The organism is Paenibacillus etheri, assembly GCF_001012825.1.
GTDB classification, from domain to species: domain Bacteria; phylum Bacillota; class Bacilli; order Paenibacillales; family Paenibacillaceae; genus Paenibacillus_AQ; species Paenibacillus_AQ etheri.
In genome coordinates this window covers 382,319-400,729 of record NZ_LCZJ02000026.1, presented here as the reverse complement: position 1 = coordinate 400,729, position 18,411 = coordinate 382,319, and the positions used below count along the sequence as shown (strand labels likewise).

Annotated in this window: 15 protein-coding genes; 12 read left to right on the top strand and 3 right to left on the bottom strand. The window is 39.1% G+C overall.

The genetic code is table 11. The features are described from left to right. Nucleotides 1-53 precede the first annotated feature (53 nt). On the bottom strand, nt 54-569 hold the full coding sequence (locus tag UQ64_RS16910; RefSeq protein ID WP_060624591.1) for a DUF3231 family protein: 516 nt from the start codon (nt 567-569) through the stop codon (nt 54-56). Between the two features lie 300 nt (nt 570-869). Between UQ64_RS16910 and UQ64_RS16905 the strand changes: the two genes are divergently transcribed. The 9 genes from UQ64_RS16905 (at nt 870) to UQ64_RS16865 (ending at nt 11,821) form a co-directional block, all read left to right on the top strand. Continuing rightward, nucleotides 870-1,229, top strand: coding sequence for an MmcQ/YjbR family DNA-binding protein (locus tag UQ64_RS16905; protein ID WP_060624793.1), 360 nt, complete (start codon nt 870-872; stop codon nt 1,227-1,229). After that, the gene (locus UQ64_RS16900) at nt 1,230-2,609 is read left to right on the top strand and encodes an MATE family efflux transporter (RefSeq protein ID WP_060624590.1); all 1,380 of its coding nucleotides are present in this window, start codon (nt 1,230-1,232) and stop codon (nt 2,607-2,609) included. 453 nt (nt 2,610-3,062) lie between these two features. Then, complete coding sequence (locus UQ64_RS16895; RefSeq protein ID WP_060624589.1) at nt 3,063-3,311, top strand: phosphopantetheine-binding protein; 249 nt, start codon at nt 3,063-3,065, stop codon at nt 3,309-3,311. A gap of 283 nt (nt 3,312-3,594) precedes the next feature. Continuing rightward, complete coding sequence (locus tag UQ64_RS16890; RefSeq protein WP_060624588.1) at nt 3,595-5,424, top strand: DUF1611 domain-containing protein; 1,830 nt, start codon at nt 3,595-3,597, stop codon at nt 5,422-5,424. Nucleotides 5,425-5,443: 19 nt separating this feature from the next. Then, complete coding sequence (locus UQ64_RS16885; RefSeq protein ID WP_060624587.1) at nt 5,444-6,232, top strand: hypothetical protein; 789 nt, start codon at nt 5,444-5,446, stop codon at nt 6,230-6,232. Between the two features lie 56 nt (nt 6,233-6,288). Beyond that, nucleotides 6,289-8,091, top strand: a complete 1,803-nt coding sequence (locus UQ64_RS16880; RefSeq protein ID WP_060624586.1) for an ABC transporter ATP-binding protein — start codon at nt 6,289-6,291, stop codon at nt 8,089-8,091. A 96-nt stretch (nt 8,092-8,187) separates the two neighbouring features. Further along, a complete protein-coding gene (locus tag UQ64_RS16875; RefSeq protein ID WP_209445818.1) occupies nt 8,188-9,879 on the top strand; it encodes an ABC transporter ATP-binding protein in 1,692 nt (563 codons plus the stop codon). Between the two features lie 42 nt (nt 9,880-9,921). Further along, entirely contained in the window at nt 9,922-11,001 is a 1,080-nt protein-coding gene (locus UQ64_RS16870) for a hypothetical protein (protein WP_060624584.1), read from the top strand. Between the two features lie 229 nt (nt 11,002-11,230). After that, on the top strand, nt 11,231-11,821 hold the full coding sequence (locus tag UQ64_RS16865) for a manganese catalase family protein (protein WP_060624583.1): 591 nt from the start codon (nt 11,231-11,233) through the stop codon (nt 11,819-11,821). Nucleotides 11,822-11,861: 40 nt separating this feature from the next. Here UQ64_RS16865 and pgmB read toward each other — a convergent pair whose 3' ends face one another. Both pgmB and UQ64_RS16855 read right to left on the bottom strand, forming a co-directional pair. After that, the gene (pgmB, locus tag UQ64_RS16860) at nt 11,862-12,554 is read right to left on the bottom strand and encodes a beta-phosphoglucomutase (protein WP_060624582.1); all 693 of its coding nucleotides are present in this window, start codon (nt 12,552-12,554) and stop codon (nt 11,862-11,864) included. Nucleotides 12,555-12,574: 20 nt separating this feature from the next. Then, complete coding sequence (locus UQ64_RS16855) at nt 12,575-14,863, bottom strand: glycoside hydrolase family 65 protein (protein ID WP_060624581.1); 2,289 nt, start codon at nt 14,861-14,863, stop codon at nt 12,575-12,577. A gap of 111 nt (nt 14,864-14,974) precedes the next feature. On the opposite strand from UQ64_RS16855, the gene UQ64_RS16850 reads away from it, so the two are divergent. The 3 genes from UQ64_RS16850 (at nt 14,975) to UQ64_RS31735 (ending at nt 18,400) form a co-directional block, all read left to right on the top strand. Next, the gene (locus tag UQ64_RS16850) at nt 14,975-15,724 is read left to right on the top strand and encodes an AraC family transcriptional regulator (RefSeq protein ID WP_060624580.1); all 750 of its coding nucleotides are present in this window, start codon (nt 14,975-14,977) and stop codon (nt 15,722-15,724) included. 1,931 nt (nt 15,725-17,655) lie between these two features. Continuing rightward, nucleotides 17,656-18,228 (top strand): hypothetical protein, encoded by a 573-nt coding sequence (locus UQ64_RS16845; protein WP_156417583.1) that lies wholly within the window; start codon nt 17,656-17,658, stop codon nt 18,226-18,228. A gap of 10 nt (nt 18,229-18,238) precedes the next feature. Then, on the top strand, nt 18,239-18,400 hold the full coding sequence (locus UQ64_RS31735; RefSeq protein WP_209445817.1) for a hypothetical protein: 162 nt from the start codon (nt 18,239-18,241) through the stop codon (nt 18,398-18,400). Nucleotides 18,401-18,411: the final 11 nt, after the last annotated feature.

Genomic DNA, 18,411 nt, shown 5'->3' with positions numbered 1-18,411 from the left:
CTAAAATAAAGCTCCGCACCAGCAACGGAACGGAGCTAAAAAAAATTTAAGACTTATTCAGACTCTGGTCTTTTGACCTGTAGTGGTGGAGGAATTAACCACCCTTTTTTCTTGCTCAAATTGAGGATTTTAACGCCTATTGCTGCTTTAGTTAGGTGATATTTTGCAAATAATGCACCGATATCTTCTCTGATAGAAAGCCCCATAACCTGGCTACAAGCTACCAATCCTGCAGCAGAGTCAGCAGCAATTTTAGCAGCAATCTCGGGATCTGTGAATCGTGCACCTACAGGAATATCTTCAAGCTTGGCTTCGGGTCTATTTGGCATCGTTGGCGCTGAAGCAATCCCGTTATCTGCTAGCAGCGTATCACACTCACTAACTTCAAGCTCGGCTTGATCAATTAATGCGCCTAATAATTTTTTGAGATCATTGTCGCCGGCATGATACAAGTAAGCTCGGTAACATGAAAGGGCTCCCTTTGCTACCATCGAAGCTTGCCATACACCAAAGATCTCTCCATAATGCATCGGTTCATCCTTGGAGTTGCCACCTAAAATTCCTGTCATAAGAAAGCTCCTTTATATTTAAATTTAAATCGTATGTAGTATGCCCATAAGTGTTCAAATGTTGCAGTTTTCGTCTGCTTCAAAAAATAAGAGCTATCCCAAAGCTATAAAATAGCTCCATAGGTTAGCTCTTATTTAACAATCCTAGATAAGACTTATCGACGATGTAAAGCACACAACCGGACCATAGGATAAATCATCGCAATGCTAATGCCTGTACGGTGAACAAAATGATATAATTAAGAGACATGTTTAATGGCAGAAATGATCAGATTGTTGATCAACGAAGGAGAGAGAGCTTTGAAGAATAACATCATCGAATACTGTTTAAAAAAGAAAGGAGCGACTCAAGAGCATCCGTTTGGCCCCACTCCATTGGTCATCAAAGTTGCTGATAAAATGTTCGCACTTATTTTTGAGGAAACAGGAAAGGTTGTTCGCTTAAACCTAAAATGTGATCCAGTCATTGCGGAAAACCTTAGAGAGCAACATGAGAGCGTTCGACCGGGATTTCATATGAACAAAAAGCACTGGAATTCAATCATGATTGATGGTTCCTTGCCAGAGTCGGATGTCTTTGACATGGTTGACCACTCCTACGATATGGTCGTCAAAAAGCTTCCTAAAAGCCTCCGAGAATCTATATTGGAAATGAACTAAATGAATAATCAAATGAAGGATCGTTTTGCCAACCAAAGTATTCCCAAGCTGATTTTCTTGTTAGCTATTCCTGCCGTCATAGCTCAGTTAATCAATGCCATGTACAGCGTAGTTGACCGGATGTTCCTCGGAAGAATGGAGGAGGGGGGGACGTTAGCCTTATCCGCAATAGGAATATCTTTTCCGATTATTATGTTGATTTCAGCATTTGCGGCTCTAATCGGAGCTGGAGGTGCCCCCCTAGCGTCTATTAAAATGGGCGAAGGAGAACATAAAAAAGCAGAAGAATTACTAGGAAGTTGTTGTTCTATGCTGCTAATGGCATCTGTAATACTTACAGCTTTGTTTCTTATTTTTAAGTCGCCGTTCTTAACGCTATTCGGAGCGAGTCACGATACATTGCCGCTGGCTAACGATTTTTTAAGCATTTACCTTATTGGAACTGTGGCGGTACTCATTTCTTTAGGATTAAATCCATTCATTGCAGCACAAGGATATGCCAAAACAGCCATGCTCACTGTATGCATTGGTGCGGTTGTGAATATCGTCCTTGACGCCATTTTTATTTTTGAGTTGAATATGGGAATTAAAGGTGCCGCATTGGCTACTGTTATTGCACAATTTATTTCGGCCATTTGGGTATTGGGGTTCTTAATCTCTAAACGAGCTCATCTGCGCTTGCGTCTATCCAACATGCGCATTAAGCCTAAAGAAGCCGCTACGGTACTTGCATTGGGACTTTCTCCATTTATTATGATGTCGACCGAAAGTTTAATTCAAATCGTATTTAACACGTCCTTAGCTAAATATGGGGGCGATATGTACGTTGCTGCCATGGGGATTATGGGAACACTGATGCAAATCTTTGGGACGTTGTTATCTGGTTTTGCGCAAGGGGCACAACCTATTATTAGCTATAATTATGGAGCTCGTAATTTTGCACGTGTAAAATCCACCATTTTATATTGCAGTGTTTTTTGCGCTGCTTTTGGATTGGCGATGTGGAGCATAGCCATTTTTGTTCCGCAGTTGCCCATTATCATATTTACCAATAACCCTGAGCTTGTGGCTCTGACGGCTAGATTAATGAAGATATTTTTCCTTGGAACCTGTATTTTTGGTATTCAATTGGCTTTTCAACAAGTATTTATTGCTTTGGGACAAGCCCGAGTTTCTATTTTTATCGCGATCTTGCGTAAAATTATCTTGCTTATTCCATTGGTACTTTTGCTCCCGACATTCATTACTCCGAAAACAGATGCAGTTATTATAGCTGAGCCTATTGCTGATTTTTGTGCGGCACTGACTTGCTGTGTTTTATTTGGACTCACGATAAAGAAGCTTTTTAAAGATAGATCTGATAAAGCTGGAATGCTGTGAAGGTATCTTCGAATTTCAAGGTATGGGTGATTCACTAACGGACCTTTATAAGGACATTACGGCTGATCTGTACGCATTATTATTGTTGTTGGGAATTTAGAAGCGGCTGTTCTGAGAGTGGAACTAAAAGAATGAGTTATATTAAAAAGGTTCTTGTTAGCTTGGCTAACAAGAACCTTTTTATTGATATGTTTTTTTGGATTCTGGTATTAACACGTACAAGGTGAAGTGAAGACTATTTATCGAGTGATATTTACTTCGATAAAAATTCAAGATAGCAAGGAACTCTATTTTCATTTCTAATGAGAATCAAGGATTAACCAATATGCCTAAAATAATCATGTTTATACTAATTTATTCATATAGTTTCCAAATAATTGTATTGTTAGAATATAAACAACAAATGTTTTTATTAACAATAATGTATCTTACTGAAAGGAAAGGATTTAGGGGGTGGCTAACATTAGAGAGAAGATAATATGTTGCTTAAGCAATATAGGGTGCATTATTAATGAAGATGAAGAAAATTTCACTATCGAAATTGAAGATTCAATAATGCTGATATCTTTCATAGTTGAACTAGAGGTTAATTTTGATATTGAAATACCAGATGAGCTTTTAACCTCTGTGAGATTTGAAAAGTGTAATGATGTGATAGAAATGCTAAGCCAACTTATTGAACGAGTAGATTCTAATTATTGATCGTATAATACACCGAAATAATCATAGGGATTTTGTACATAAACTCATGAATCTATTAAAATCATTTTTTTATGAAAGGAGGGAGTAGTTTGAAGAAAAAGCTGAAGAAACCTGGAATGAAAAATGTTTGTTCTATAAATCAAGTATTTGCGTTTGACGAAGGTATTAGCGATAAAGGCATTAGTGGCTTTAACTTCTAATTATTTATTATGGAGTAATAAAACAAAATAGTTCATGGAATATTTCGGTGTATTATAGGATCAAATTCTAAAGGAGTATTAGAATGAAGAATAAAGTAATTATTATCGATAGTGGAGTTGATATTACCCATCCTAATTTTCGAGCTCTGAATATTGAATCCGGATTGAATTTCTGTAATGGATCAGAGAGGGAAAGAATTGATGATATATTAGGCCATGGTACAGCAATAACTAGTATCATACATTCAATTAACCGAGAAGCTGATCTACACATATTAAAAATTTTCGACTACGAACTAGTAGCATATGAAGGAGTTTTGTTAGAAGCACTGAGGTATATTTTAAATAAAGATTATAAGGATTCAATTATACATATGAGCTTGGGTGTTAGTTATCTTAATGAAGAATTGTTTGATATCTGCTATAAATTACATCAAAAAGGAAATCTTATCATATCGGCTTTTGATAACTCTGGGGGTATATCTTATCCCGCAGCTTTTGATTTTGTAATAGGAGTAGAAGCGGCCCAATATTGTGTAAGAGCGAGTGATTTTTTTCTGCCTGAGGATGAAGTGGTTGATGTCTACTCTAAGGGAGGAGTACACAGAGTAGCTTGGATAGATAATAAGTCATCGATTAGACAAGGTAACAGTATATCGGCAGCGTATGTCACAGGTTATCTCTCTTTATGCCTGAGGGAGCATTCTGAAATAAGCAAGAGCAAAGCTCTTACATATCTGCAACAAGAGACGACACTTACTTCATTTGTAGGATATGATGAAGAACCACAACCACCAAGCAGAGTAATTGAGTCGAATGAATATCAAACTATTAAAAAAGCTGCAGTGTTTCCCTATAACAAAGAAATTTCAAATTTAATTCACTTTTCTGATCTTTTGCCATTTCGAATAGAGCAAGTTTGTAGTAGTAAATATATAGGGAATTTAGGTAAGGAAATAAAAAGTTTTGATGGGGATTATAAATATATCATAGAAAATATTGATAATATTTGTTTTGAAAATATAGATACGCTAATCATTGGGCATTTAACTGAATTGGAGAATATATCTGGTAAAAAAATAAAAGAAAAATTGCTGAACGATTGTTTGCTACATAGAGTAAATGTATTTTCATTAGATTCAAGGGGTCTTAATAATTTTTATGAAAATTTTGAGAGAGAAGGAATTTCTCTAGTTACCCCAACGACTGTGATGAGTATGAAAAATAAAATTATTTTGAAAAAGAAACACGGTAAATTACATAAAATTAATGCACCGGTTATAGGTGTTTTTGGAACCTCAAGTAAGCAGGGGAAATTCACATTACAATTATTTCTTAGAAGTTTATTTTTGAAGAATGGTTATAAAGTTTCCCAGCTGTCAACTGAACCGACAGGGATATTATATGGTATGAATGAGACTATTCCCTTTGGTTTTAATAGTGATAATCAGCTCAATCAATATGAATTTATAAATTTAGTCAATGAATCATTGAGTAAGATGGATCAGAAAAATCCGGATCTGATTATTGCAGGTTCTCAATCTGCTACAGTAGCTCAATCTTTTAATCATTTGGGTAATCTCGCGGTAAAACAATTAGATTTTTTAATGGGTCTACTTCCAGATGGAGTTATTTTATGTATCAATCCAAACGATGAACTAGACTATATCAAGCGAACGATTCAGACGATAGAAAACGTGGTTCCGACAAAAGTAATTTGTATAGTGGTGTACCCATTTTATTATAAAAACGGATGGAATCACTTCAAGGGAACGCCAAATGAGTTGGAATTAGAAGATTTACTGAAAGTTAAGAAATACTATTGTGAAAATTTAGAAATTCCTGTCTTTTCATCGAAGGAGATTAATGAAGTTACGAGTATTTATGAATTAATTATCGATTATTTTTCTTAGATGGGTGGGAGGTTCTTGAGTGGTTTCTAGTACTTTGAATTTACGAGACGATGTTTTCTTTGAAACTCTTATCTTTCCAGCGATTTATTGGGTGCCGATTAGTGCGCTTGGAAAGACTCGATATACTAAACAGGATATAAAAATTAAATTTAGTAATATAGATCCTGAAGAAATTAGTAATATGATTTGTAATCCTTATGAACTTATTCAGTATATCCAGATAAATTGCTTTACAGAAAACCTTCAAGAACATGAATACAAAATAGTTGATAACAATGAATGGGAAATTCATAAAAATGGATACAAGGCGCTTAAAGATAACAATGGGTCTTGTGCATCTTTAGCTTCGATCTTTTATAACATTCTTTCAAAGTATTATTCTAACATAGGTAACCTGTGTGTTATGTCTAATTCTGGTGGAGGTCACGTCATTAATTATATATACACAAATGGATATTATTATTTTATAGATTTGTATGCGCAATTAGGCTGCTATGCTCCATTTATTCCCGTCGAGACAGGTGAGAAAAGAGATTTTGTTAAAACTTCATATATTACGGGTGGGTGCTTAAAAACAAGCTCAATCGACTCTTTTATTAAATACTTTGATAAATATACTAAGTTAAAAAAGAAGGAGTTTTTGTACTACACTTATAACATGCCAGTATGTCCTCCTGCTTCAATAACAGTGGAAAATGATTATTTAAGTTTATTATTACCTTACAATCACAATATAAAAATTATGAATAAAAATACGTTATCTAAGATTAAAGTTAGATTTGTAGAATTTAAAGATGAATCTGATTAATCATAAATATTCTTCAATTATCGAAAAATGCGTTCAGATAAGGGGAAGTTTCCGTAATGAGAACAAAATCTGTAACCTCCACTTGGCCCAGTATTCGCTATGTTCTCTCCACATCTTGGAATTACAGTAAACGTTCCATTATTTATTATTCTACAGTTACGCTTCTTACTGCTATGCAGCCCTTCCTTTTGATTCTATTTCCAAAATTTATAATAGATGAGCTGACGGGACAGCAAAGACCTCAGCAGTTTATCCTCTTAATTTCACTGATGTTTATAATATTGACTTTCGCTGGATATTTTACTGGATATTTGCAAAACCTGGGTTTAACCCAATTAATGAAAGTCGTTTTCAAACAGATCCATGCTCACACAGCACAAAATATGAACGTTGATTTCAAAAACACGGAAGATCCCGTTTATCTTAATCAGATGGAGCAGGCTAAGCGTTCCTTGCAAAGTGTGCAGAACGGATTTCAGGGATTATTTCATACTTTTTTTGCATGTCTGGCTGGATTTCTCGCTTTCATCGGCTATCTAACAGTAATTGGAAGATTGAATTTAGGTGTGATTGTTTTTTTAATTGTAAGTATCGGGTGTTCTTATGGGTTATCTCTTCGTGCTAAACGCTATGAGTATAAACATGAACAACAGCTTTCGGAGTTGGAGAGGAAGAAAAAGTATTATTCAGATATTATGCAAGACTTTACTTTTGGTAAGGAAATCCGGATTAATTCTTTTAATAGTACCTTGGTGTTCCTATACAATTTAAGTGTTCAAAATAGACAGGAAATTCAGTCTGCTATCAGCAACTTTTATTTTAAGAGTGACTCATTGGATATTGTGATCCGTTTGTTCCGTGAGGGAATTGTATATGGTTATTTAGCTTATCTTTACGTTCACCAGAGGATCACTATAGGTGATTTTGTTATGTACACAACTGCTGTCGCTGGATTCTCTGGCGTTCTTCAGGGAATCATGAAAGATTTGGCTCATCTGCGTACACAGAATTTATACATAGAGGGACTTCGTAACTTTTTAGAAATAGAGCAGGGTGAGCAGGATGAAGGAACCTCGCTACCGCTTCCAAAAGGCCCCTATACCATAGAATTTAGAAAAGTCTCCTTTACCTACCTAGGAAATAATCAGCCAGTGTTTAATAAAATATCCTTCATCATACCGCCCCATCAGCGGCTTGCTATCGTGGGTCATAATGGTGCTGGCAAGACAACGCTTATCAAATTATTAAGCAGGTTGTATGAACCCGATAGTGGAGAAATTATGCTAAATGGAATCAATATCAAACGTTTTGCCAAAACGGATTTCTGGAAGTTATTTTCCACGGTATTTCAAGAAATTCACGTACTCGCGTTCTCGTTAGCAGAGAATGTCTCTCTAAGAGAACAAAATGAGTCTGATTCTTTGAGAATTTATGACAGTCTTGAAAAAGCGGGACTTAGCGAAAAAGTGGCCTCATTGAAATTAGGCATACTCACCCCAATGCAAAAGTTATTGGATGATGAAGGTGTTGAGTTCTCTGGTGGGGAAAATCAAAGAATGATGTTGGCAAGAGCACTCTATAAGAATGGAGAATTGATTATTTTGGATGAGCCTACTGCAGCAGTTGATGCAATAGCAGAATTCAATCTGTATACAAAATTTAATGAAATGATTGGAGAGAGAACAGCATTATATATTTCCCACCGGTTGTCCAGCACAAGGTTCTGTGACCAAATACTGTATATGGAGCAAGGTGAAATTTCCGAAGCGGGTACTCACAATGAATTACTGGAACGAAGCGGAAAGTACAATCAAATGTATCAGATTCAAGCACAATATTATAAGGGGAGTGAAGCATAGTCTATGAATCCATTCCCTGCTCTGAAAAGGGACTGGAATGTGACCCTTTACTTTTGGAAGCTGGTACATTCCATGTCAAAATCGTACATCCCTCTGATGGTGTTTGCTTCTTTATGCAGCGCAATCTTCCCGTTTATAAACATAATCCTTCCCAAATATTTGATTGATGAATTGATGGGAGCTGGCCGAGAAATGAATATTATCCTCTGGATAGGAGTTTTGGTGGCAGGCAACGCTGTCTTTGGGTTACTTCACAATTATCTTAACCAACACATTGAATTAGCTAATTTGTTGGTTATGGATAAGTTAGAGCTACATATTGGGCAGCATATTATGAATCTGGATTACGAGAGATTAGAGAATACTAAAGTACTGGATCTTAAAGAACAGGCGCTTGCTCCCATTCGACAGCAGGATGTTATACGTAAAATGTTGGATAGTATGAAGATTTTGCTGCAAACAATACTGTCCCTTTTGGGACTAGCGGCCTTAATCTCAACGTTAAACATTGGAATTATCGTGGTGATTATGGGAATGATTCTACTCAATACGTTTATTTTTAAAAAGTCGCAACAAGCTCAATTCAATTTCCATAAATTATTGGCTCCTCTAAACCGTAAGTTTGGTTATTATTCAAAATTGGCCGTTGACTTTTCCATGGCTAAAGATGTCCGTTTGTTTGGGATGGCTCCTTATTTACTGAATAAAGTGAATACATACCATAATGAAAGTGTTCGTGGTTTTGGCGGGCTATATGAAAAGGTAGGGAGATATAAGGGACTGACTAGCGTTAATCTTCAATCACAAATGGTCATTATATACGCCTACATGGTTGTGAAAGTAGTTACAGGTAAAATACAAATTGGTGGTTTTGTTATGTATATTTCCGCCGCCAATAGCTTTTCTGCTCAAGTGTCGCTGGCAATGAATGCTTATGTTGAGTTTCGACAAATGTGTAAGTACATTGAGGTATTTAGAGAATTTGAGAGCTTAAGACCAGCAATGAGAACCGGGCGAGGTAGAATTGAGAAACTCATGGATGTTGAGATTGAATTTTGCAATGTATCTTTTAAATATGCAGGGAATGAGAATTATTCATTAAAAAATGTGTCACTGACTATAAAGAACGGTGAAAGATTGGCCGTAGTAGGTCAAAATGGTGCGGGTAAATCGACCTTTATTAAGCTACTCTGTCGATTGTATGAACCCGATCAAGGTGAGATTCTTCTGAATGGAAGATCCATTCAAGAATATCGATATGATGAATATATGAAAATTTTAGGCGTTGTTTTCCAAGATTATAAGTTATTTTCATTTTCGATTAAAGAAAACTTATGCTTGAAGGATAGCGGAATATCAGAAAAAGAAATAGAAGAAGTTCTTAATCAAGTAGGACTGGAAGACAAAATGAAGCGCTTGGACAAAGGTATAGATACCCAGGTACATAAAATCTTTGATGAAAAAGGGACAGACTTTTCGGGCGGTGAGAGTCAGAAAGTAGTAATTGCTAGGGCTTTACTCAAAAAGTCACCTATTCTTATTCTGGACGAGCCTACAGCTGCATTGGACCCTTATGCGGAATTTGAGATGTACAACAACTTTAATCTTCTTACGGAAAATCGCACCGTTATTTATATTTCACATCGTTTATCTGCTTGTAAATTTTGTGATAAGATCGCTGTGTTTAACAATGGAGAATTAGTGGAGTATGGTTCTCATCATCAGTTGCTGTTGGATCAGCAGGAGTACAGCTCGATGTGGAAAGCTCAAGCGCAATACTATCAATAGGTTTATGTAAGACAATCCAAGATAAAGTAGGGAGGTACAAAAATGACTAGATATATCTTGCCTGTAAATCTCGATGTAGACATGAATATCAATTGTTTTGATTATTATAAATTGAGTATGATTTTATCTAACAAAGAATTAATACCTTGGTATATTGAACGTTTTATTGGATTACAAGTAGATCAACATTTTGAATGTAGTTACTATGAATTAGGTTCATCCAGTCCGACTGAGTACGAATTTGTATTTGATGAAGTTTTATCAACAACAAGAATTATCCTTGGGAAAGATACAATTTTGGACGCTACACTAAAAGCCCTTAAAGAAAAAAAATATGTACTATTAACACTTAATCAAAAGTACTTCAGAGAATACCACAAATTAAGAAATTTAGATTCTGTGCATGGAACTATGTTCGTCGGTTATGACGAGGAATCTGAATTATTGTATTTTTTGGAGAACGTTGATAATAAGTGGAGTTTGGAAAGTTTAAATTTTTCTGATCTTGAACAATCGTTTCACTCTTCTTTAGAAATTATATTAAAAGATGATTATGTGGACTCATGGTTACTTTTTCTATCGAGGGTAGGCGAACCTGCATCTACTTTTGAAGTTAAAAATAATTTTAATAGACAGGTAAGGTTAAATATAATTTATGATACTTTGATTCATTATTTGAACGGTGTTGAAAATATATCTCGTGATTCAAGATTCTATCGCTGGAATGGAATAGCTATTTATAAAGCTTTTTATCAAAATCTTACTGAAATTCTAATGAACAATGATCTTCACGAATACTTTAAGCCGTTTAGAATACATAATATTGAAAAGGGTATGAGAAGATTATTAGAAAACAAGCGAGGTCTAATATACCGAGCCAATTACTTAGTAGAATCATTGAGTATAGAATGTGATGAGACGCTTTTAAAGGATTTAAGAGATCTCTATAGTTTATTAGAAACTGGAGTTGCATTATACTCAAAGTTTTTTCGAAAACAAGATAAGAAGATAATTGAGAGAGCTAATGTTAATTTGAAGAGAGCTGAAGAATTAGAATGTATTATCCTTTCGCAATTATCAAATAGTATTTTAAATCATATAAAATTAAACATAGGCCATTAAACAAAAGATATGAGCAATATAGTTGCAGTCTGAGGGTTCGAGCTAGGGAGTAATGTTTGTGATGCTCTACCAGGAAGTTGGTCTCTAAGGATTACCTCCAGTTCGTCAGTGGAACGCGGGTTACGTGACGGGTGCCGACTTAAGCACTCTAGACGTGGTAAGGATGCTGGAGGAAGTCAGCAAAGTTTCGACGATGCTGAAAAGATAGTCACTCGTGGAGGATGAGATTTTGTTACAATTCCTGTACAGCCCCATCGGCGTTCACATTGCTGAAATGGGGTTTGAGGATTCGGACGTGCAGCGGATTATGAAGGGATTTCCTGGCTCCACGACAACTTCTCCAGCAAAGGAAAGTTGCAGACTTGGACGAGCTGGTACTATGAATGGGACCTCGTTTCACAAGTATTTTAAGGCATTTACTTCGATGAGCCTGTTACAATACCAAAAAGCGCTGTGTCTCCGTGAAGCGAGAAGTCTGATGCTATCCAGCTTGATGGATGCGACCACTGCATGTCAGATAGTAGGGGATGTGAGCAACTCTCAATTTAGCCGAGATTACAGTCGCTTTTTTGAAAGCCTGCCGATCAGAGATATTGCGAGAATGGGTCTACGGGCTACATACCAGTGGCTGATTGTAATGACGGATGATGTGGATCTACAGGATAGTCTTAAGTTCCTAAGGGAACGGGAGAGTGTGCCTATACTGAGGTTTAAGGAAGTGGTGCAGATTATTATTGATGATCGGAATCAGAAACGGGTGTTCCGAAAAGTATATTTAAACATAAGCCGGCAAGCTTCCCTCAGGAACTTGCCGGCTTAGTTTGTGACTTACATATATTGAGACTGCGATGCTCAATTATTTAGCTTGCTCTATTTTTTGCAGCAGCGAATTGCTGGTTTAACTCGGAGTAATTAAGTTCAGCAGTGTGGTTCAAGTTCATATCAGCGATGGACAAGTTCTCCTGTAAGGAGATATATACAGCGAACATACCCGCTGCTTTGATCGCTTCAACCCCAGCGACTGCGTCTTCGACCCCGACGCAAAATTGCGGATCTACACCAAACGCATCGGCGGCGGTCAGGAACACTTCCGGGTCTGGTTTGTTGCGAGCAAGCTTGGCGGCATCTACAATAACTCTGAAGTCTTTCTCCATACCTAGAAGGCGGATAACTGTAAAGGCATTTTTGCTAGCGGAGGCAATGCCAGTCTTCACTCCGTGGTCCTTCAACTCGGAGAGCAATTCAGAAATACCAGGCAGCACATCGGCCGGGGTTACCTGCTGAATAAGTTGCTGATAAAACTCATTTTTGCGGGTCGCCATCTCCTCCATCTCTTCGGGAGAGTAGGTGTGCGGAGTTGCCGCTTGTCCAAGTAGCAACTCCAGTGAGGCTATGCGCGATACACCTTTGAGGTTCTCATTGAACTCTCGGGTGAACGGGAGGCTCAGCTCTTTCGCAATCATGCCCCAAGCCTGATAATGATATTCTGCGGTATCGGTAATAACGCCGTCTAGATCAAAGATTACGGCTTGAATTTGAGATGTTGCATTCATTGTGTTTCGCTCCTTATGAATTAGGCTTGCAGCGCCTGAGTTACCGGCTTCTCGTTGCCCAGAGTTACCGATTGGCCGTAGAGCGTAAGTTCAAGGGCTTCACCCTCTAGCAATTCAAGCTCTACACCTTCCTCGCGAATGGTTACAGCAATTAGGCGGCCGCGGAAGGTGAGGCGGAAGTTATATTTCTGCCAGCCCGTAGGTAGGGACGGAGCGAGCGACAGGCCATTTTCCTTGAGACGTGTTCCGGCAAAACCGTACACAATGGCCATCCACGTTCCTCCCATATTGGCGAGATGTAATCCGTCTTTAGTGTTTCCGTGCGTATTGTCGAGATCAAGCCGCGCCGTCTCGATAAAATAGTTATACGCTTTGTCCTTATACCCGATCTTCGAAGCCATAATGCTGAATATGCAAGAGGACAAAGAGGAATCATGGGTAGTGATTTGTTCATAATAATCATACGATTTGCGAATAGTTTCGTGGGACTGCTCGTCTTCCAGCAAGTAATGAGCGAGTACAGTATCGGCTTGCTTGCAGACCTGATAACGGTACAGCGTGAGCGGATGGTAATGCAGCAACAACGGATGTTTCTCCGGTGGTGTATTCTCGAAATCCCAGACCGCTTTGCGTAAAAAAGTATCATCCTGCGGATTAATTCCCAGCTTCTCGTCGTAAGGAAGCAGCATGGCATTCGCCGCCTTCAGCCAGCTATCTGCTTCTGGTCCAGTTACATGCAGGCGCACACACAAAGCTTGAAATGCAGCCTCGTCATATTCTTGAAGCCGCGCAAAACTGCGTGCGGCCCATTTTAAATTATGTTTGGCCATTACATTGGTGTAATAGTTGTTGTTCACAAGACATGTGTATTCGTCCGGTCCAGTCACTTCATCGATGTGAAACTTGCCTTCGTAGTAATGACCGATCTCCATCCAAAGCCGCGCTGTCTCAAATAGCACCTCGGCGCCGTATTGGAGCAAGAAGGCGTCATCTTCTTCTGCTAGATGGTATTGGATATAGCTGTAGGCTACATCGGCGCTGATATGATATTGGGCTGTGCCGGAGGGGAAGAAGGAGGAACATTCCGTACCTGAAATCGTCCGCCATGGGAACAATGCACCTTGGGCATGGCCCATCTCTTTAGCACGTTCCCTTGCCTCCTCCAGCTTGGAATACCGGTACAATAGGAGCTGCCGGGCCAAGTCAGGCGAAGTCATTAGGAACACAGGGAATATATAAATCTCCGTGTCCCAGAAATAATGGCCTTCGTACCCTTCACCGGATAAGCCTTTAGCGGAGATGTTGCTATGCGCGTCGCGTCCGGCTGATTGCAGCAGCTGATAAAGGTTGAAACGTATGCCCTCCTGAAGCGATAAGTCGTTCTCAATGACTACATCGGAACGCTTCCAGAAGTCGGCCAAATAATGCTTCTGCTGTTCCAGCATGTCTTCAAAGGAGAGGTGTTTCAATGATTCCTGTACCTGAATACCGGTATCTACAAGTCTTTGTTCATGTCGGAGTGTATCGGTATAGACATTCCATTTGGTCAGCGATAGTGGCCCAGACAAGGAGGTGGTTGCCGTCACTGTAGCATCGGTTTCTCCAGCCTGAGTTTCAACCTGCCAGTCACCGGCCCATTCATGCCGGGTAACACAGGAGGTCCGTAGGGCCGAAGCCATCGTCTCGTTCTCCAGGCATACATATTCACCCCGAGCTTCGCACGCTACTACGCTCAGGCGTTTGGAATGTCCTGCAGCTACACGCGGGTCATTCGGGTTCGTGTAGTTGCTAACATCGCCATTTACACTAGAGACAACCCGGATTGGACCGGTGAAATTGACAGGTTCAACAGTCAGGTGAATGGCAAAAAGTTCACGGGTAGTGAAAGAAACGAGTCTACGGAAATGCAGCTTGAGTTCTTTACCGGAGGGGGATTTCCAGTGGATTTTACGCTCCGAGTATCCCTTGTCTAGATGGAGGTTACGCTCGTAAGCGAGAACACTCTCTGCTGTAAGTGCAAATGGCTCCATATCTTCGCCTATATAAATGTTTATCCCTTGGGAATCTATAATATTAACCAGTTTTTGCTGGGTACCTGGAAAGGCGAATAGCTTCTCTCCATAGGTAATGTCAATCACATCGTGAAAGGCGTTCAAATACGTTCCGCGGATACTGCGGATTTCTTTATCGGAATACCCTTCTTCAAAATTGCCACGCACGCCCAAATATCCGTTCCCCAGCGCAAAAATACTTTCCAAATTCAGCAGGGTATCTGCCGACAATCCCTGATTGGCAATGCTCCAGCTCATGCTTATGTTTCCTCCCTTGATGGTTATGAATTGAATTTTAAGTCTGAAAGGGCTAGAATTATACTAAATTATTTAGGATATTATCAAAATTTTTAGGTGAGGTTAACAAGTATGGATCAATTTAAAGGACAACATAAACTGCCGGAATATTGGCCCACACGTTCTGCGGAACTGTCAGAGGGATTTGTCCATCCTCCACTGGATTATGAACATGAGCTTTTGGAAGCTATCCGACTCGGTGACGAGAACCGGGCACTGGAAGCACTGCATAGAATTAACGCAATGGAAGCTGCTACGCTAGCTCGATATCCGCTGCGCTCCAAGAAAAACGCTATGATTGCATCCTGCACCTTGTTTACACGTGCGATTATCCGGGGTGGTGTTGACCCTGAGACCGCTTTTCAGCTGAGTGATACGTTCATCCGTGCGGTGGAAGCTACGACGGAGCTTGAGGCACTTCATCGATACGAATATGAAATGGTCCTGCAATTCATTACAGTGATGCGCCAGCAAAAGGAGAATCTTCACTATTCACATATTGTCAATCTATCTGTATATTTTATACGCGAGCATTTGTTTCAAGATTTGAACCTTAGCCTGATCTCTCGGCATGTCGGTGTGCATCCCAGTTATTTGTCCGACCGCTTCAAGCGCGAAACGGGTATGCCACTCACGGAATTTATCAACCGGCGTAGAATTGAGGAATCGCAGTCGATCCTCATTCACACGAATCAGTCTATTTCCGAAATCGCTTTGATGTTTAAATTTTGCAGCCAAAGTTACTATACACAGTTATTTAAAAAATACACTGGCTTGACCCCCAAGCAGTTTCGTCGGGACGGTGGAGCAAATACGAAATGAGAGAAGTTGAATCATTAACGATCCCTAAAATTTGCTGTCCATGCTCCCTGGTTGGGTAATGGATAGCTCTTTTTACGTTTCAGCTTCAATAGCCAAACTCGCCTTTGTCCGCTATAAATGAGATTATAAATCCACTAAATAAGTAAGAGAGATGATCAGATGGCCATTTATTTGGAATTCCCACGACTGGATAAAGCCTTTCCGTACCGCTGTATTGAGAACGATGGCAGTATATTAACTACACCACATTGGCATAAGGAAATGGAAATTATCTGGATTGTTAAAGGGAAGGTGAACCTTGGAGTAAATGACCAGCCGATCCGGTTTTTAAGGATAGGCTCTTTGCTTTGTTACTGGAAGAGGTGCCGCTGCTAAAGTTGATCTCTCCGTATAATTGTAAAGAGTACAAATATATGAGGGGACGGCTACTATTTTCGATTAATAAGTGTAATTCGTACAACTAAAAGTCCCGATCACACTAAATTCTGTTCATTTTCTATTAAATAAGTGTAGATTGTGCAACTAAATAGGTGTTGAAGTCAAATAGAGAAGTTTTAGCTGTATAAAGTGCAACTGAGGGCTACCTACACAGTTACGACTAATCTAACTTTACATAACCTGTCACGAAGAGAAGACCGATATCTGTTATGAGACATCGATCTTTTATCCTCGATTAAGCAGTTATCATAGCTGATTGATGGTATTGCAAACTGCGCTCCTACTCATACCGTTAGATAATTCATCCAAGCGTTCCCAATCGAGCACGACAATTTCTTGCTTAACTTTATATAAGATCTCCATGTCGGTGAGCCGCTTAATAACACGGTTTAATGGCGGGGAGTAGTCCCAATCAAAGAGGCTATATCTGGGATGTATGGCGTCTTAATTTCTTTTCCAAACTCACGTTGGAGTTGAACAGTCAATAAATAACTTGCAAACCTTTCCTCTACAGAGCCCAGCAAGTTCGTTCGGGATGCGGATGTGTGTGATTGGACCTCAACCTCCTGCACGTATTCAATGTCCCCGAATAAAGACAAGGGTGAGCAGAAACGTAATAACAAGGAGTTTCCTGTTCCCACTAGAAGAAAGGCTTAGTGCGCCCCTCCACTTGAAAATAAATTTCGTCCAGCTCATCGCCCTCACGCAAAATGATTTCATTCTGCTCATAGACACGTATTTGGATTAAAGAATATATCAGGCAGCCTCTTATGAGTCTGTCTGTTTACATTTGCTTAAACACATATGAGATTTGATACCGGGAAATAGTTCGAGTTAGCAGGGATTTCCTAGTTTTTTCACGGGTTAATTCCTTCCAGAAGTATGAATTCTCTCCAGTTTGGTAGAAATGGTCTGATACATAGGATCTAAAATGGAATATTGGATGCAAAGAACTCGTAATTTTACACTCCTGAGAAGTAAGATGAACAAAAAGAAATAAAAAAATAAATGTGCCAAATGACTTAAATTAAACTAAAACAAAAGTACAGTTAGGTGACCTTAGAACTGGATCTATATACACTAGTAATTTTACTTTTATAAAAATAATGGTAATTTATTGGGGATCTTTGAACCATTTTAGCAAAAAATGTTATGGAAAATATAAACTATTTAGTCGTTGAACCGATAATGCAGTATGTATATCCTAAATTGGAAAATAATTTATTTTTTATTTAAAATTTACACTATTGATTCTTGTTAATCCAAAATTCCTATCCAGTGGTGATGAAAAAGATGAGTACTCAAGAAATGCTAACCAATCAGGTACAAAGAACCCCTCGAATTAAACCGAATTACCCGGAAGGTGAATTGGTTTTGGAGGATCCTGCCCGACCATCGGGAAAACCAACCTTCTCATGGTTGACGATTATAGTCCCCCCATCGGGATGTTAGTCATCTCCATATTTATGTCAACATTGACCAGGTCGTTTACCATGCTGATATCAACCACGGGTATGACTGTTCTAACGGTCATGGTTTCAATTTTGAATTATAGATCCAGTGTGAAAAAACATCATGAACAGAACAAAAAACTTGAAAAGAAATATCTCAACTACTTATTCCAGGTTCGTAATGATTTACAAAGTGCCGCCAGTACGCAACGAGAAGCCTATACATATATCCATCCAAGTATTCAATCCTGCGTAGAAATCGTACGGGGGAGAAGCAAGCAGTTGTGGGAAAAAACCGGAATTGAAGATGACTTTTTGAATCTCAGGGTTGGTGTTGGTATCCAGCCGATTGCTCTGGTGCCAATATATAGCTCGAAAGCGAAAGCGATTGACGATGACAACCCACTTGAAGAAATCGCCAGTAAAATATGCGAAGAGATGTATTTTGTGCGAGATATTCCGGTCTACATACCGCTAAGGAATATTAATACGCTCGGAATATACGGCAAACAGCAGGAGGTTCGTGATTTCCTCAATGGTGTTCTAGTTCATTTAACAACACACCAAGGCTACGATGATGTAAGGGTAGCTGCTGGATGCATATTCCTTAGGTAGTGGGGCAGTAATGCGACGAAAGGTTCTAATAGGTACCCGGAATTCAGCTGGGCGACATATTGCTTACGGAGAAAGCTGTGTACCCTCGGGGGTTACTGTTATAGAAAGTCTGTTCGATCCAGAGGAGGCCGCGCGAAAAGGATATTTTATTGAGGATTGTGCGGTTAGGTAAATCTAGATCTA

What these genes read in the sequence shown, in the direction of transcription:
- pgmB (WP_060624582.1), bottom strand. Translation starts at nt 12,554, where the DNA reads ATGAATGCAACATCTCAAATTCAAGCCGTAATCTTTGATCTAGACGGC.
- UQ64_RS16880 (WP_060624586.1), top strand. Translation starts at nt 6,289, where the DNA reads ATGAGAACAAAATCTGTAACCTCCACTTGGCCCAGTATTCGCTATGTT.
- UQ64_RS16900 (WP_060624590.1), top strand. Translation starts at nt 1,230, where the DNA reads ATGAATAATCAAATGAAGGATCGTTTTGCCAACCAAAGTATTCCCAAG.
- UQ64_RS16910 (WP_060624591.1), bottom strand. Translation starts at nt 569, where the DNA reads ATGACAGGAATTTTAGGTGGCAACTCCAAGGATGAACCGATGCATTAT.
- UQ64_RS16855 (WP_060624581.1), bottom strand. Translation starts at nt 14,863, where the DNA reads ATGAGCTGGAGCATTGCCAATCAGGGATTGTCGGCAGATACCCTGCTG.
- UQ64_RS16875 (WP_209445818.1), top strand. Translation starts at nt 8,188, where the DNA reads ATGGTGTTTGCTTCTTTATGCAGCGCAATCTTCCCGTTTATAAACATA.
- UQ64_RS16850 (WP_060624580.1), top strand. Translation starts at nt 14,975, where the DNA reads ATGGATCAATTTAAAGGACAACATAAACTGCCGGAATATTGGCCCACA.
- UQ64_RS16845 (WP_156417583.1), top strand. Translation starts at nt 17,656, where the DNA reads ATGCTGATATCAACCACGGGTATGACTGTTCTAACGGTCATGGTTTCA.
- UQ64_RS16870 (WP_060624584.1), top strand. Translation starts at nt 9,922, where the DNA reads ATGACTAGATATATCTTGCCTGTAAATCTCGATGTAGACATGAATATC.
- UQ64_RS16890 (WP_060624588.1), top strand. Translation starts at nt 3,595, where the DNA reads ATGAAGAATAAAGTAATTATTATCGATAGTGGAGTTGATATTACCCAT.
- UQ64_RS31735 (WP_209445817.1), top strand. Translation starts at nt 18,239, where the DNA reads ATGCGACGAAAGGTTCTAATAGGTACCCGGAATTCAGCTGGGCGACAT.